The sequence below is a fragment of the Pseudomonas sp. BGI-2 genome (assembly GCF_004310295.1).
Lineage (GTDB): Bacteria > Pseudomonadota > Gammaproteobacteria > Pseudomonadales > Pseudomonadaceae > Aquipseudomonas.
On sequence record NZ_SISB01000101.1, the window covers coordinates 1 to 1216 of the forward strand.

The window sequence follows — 1216 nt, forward strand, 5'->3', positions numbered from 1 at the left end:
GCAGTGATGCGTAAATACCTGACCGGGTTATGGGCATGCATGCGTTCTGGAGAAGAATTTAATACGGCCAAGCTTTTTAGCGAAAAACATCTCGCGAAAGCTTGACCGTGAACAGAGTATCTACAGGTTCTGCGCAATCCTTGTGGGAGCGTGGCTTGCCCGCGAAGGCGTCACCACGGTCTCAGATCAGCATCACCACGAAGAACCACTCTTCAACGCCAGTTCCCGCCGACTGTTCGCCCGCATCGCCTTGATCAGCGACACCGTGCCCACCAGGATAATCACCCCGGCGAACAGAAAGTCGATGGTGTACAGCTGGAAGTCCTTCACCGGCCCCACCAGCAAGACCCGGATCGCGCCGATACTCACCAGCGTGGCAAGAAAATCGATCCCCGGTTCATCGCGGTAAAACACGTGTAGCAACGGCAGGCACAACACCAGTAGCAACAGCAGCACGATCACCTTGAACGAGCCTTTGCGCTCGACGCTGAACGCGCACTCGTGGGCGCCATAGGCCTTGTAGTCTTCATCGCGGACCATCGAGTTGCGTTCGTTGATGTAGTCGACGCGGTTGTACTTCTGGATCGGCGTGAAAGTGTTCGACATCTCCATCAGCGTGGTGATGTTTTTGAACCTCAGGTCGATACGCTCGTTGCCCTTGAGGTAGTACAGCACCGGTTTGTAGCCATACCGGTAGGAATCGAAGGGGAAATCGGTGGCCCGGCCCTGCACCCCGATGGGTCGTGGCTCGAGTTCGGCGTAGGCGCTTTTGCTGGCCGACGCGAGGTTGCGGCTCAGCGGCTGGATCTTGACCTGTTCAAGGAAAATCGGCGTGACACCGAACGACCACTGCAAGGGTTCCAGACGCAGGCGCAGTTCGTTGCGGCCCAGGTCGTAGCGGTTGAAGGTGCGTTCGGACACCACCACGGCACCGCTGAGCATGAACTCGCCGCGCACCGTGTTGGTGATGCGCAGCGTCAGTTGATCCTTGCCCAGCGCAGCAGCATCGCTGGCCGGTGGCGTGCCGCACCAGGCCGTACTGTCGAAGGCTCCGCCCAACTGGCCGTCGCGATTTTCCTTGAACACATAAATCGGCATAGGAGGCGGCCATCTGGCCGCGCCCCTGCCACACCACCCGGCATGCGGGTCCGCACCGGGCGGTTCGAGAAGTTGAGGTCAGCAGAGTCGAGGCAGACCCAGCCGGTCGAACCACGCC

At 59.5% G+C, this 1216-nt stretch carries 1 protein-coding gene; it reads right to left on the reverse strand.

Going from position 1 to position 1216, the window contains the following annotated elements; genetic code table 11:
• Window positions 1-192: 192 nt before the first annotated feature.
• Complete coding sequence (locus tag EYC95_RS30040) at window positions 193-1098, reverse strand: hypothetical protein (RefSeq protein ID WP_131063541.1); 906 nt, start codon at window positions 1096-1098, stop codon at window positions 193-195.
• Window positions 1099-1216: the final 118 nt, after the last annotated feature.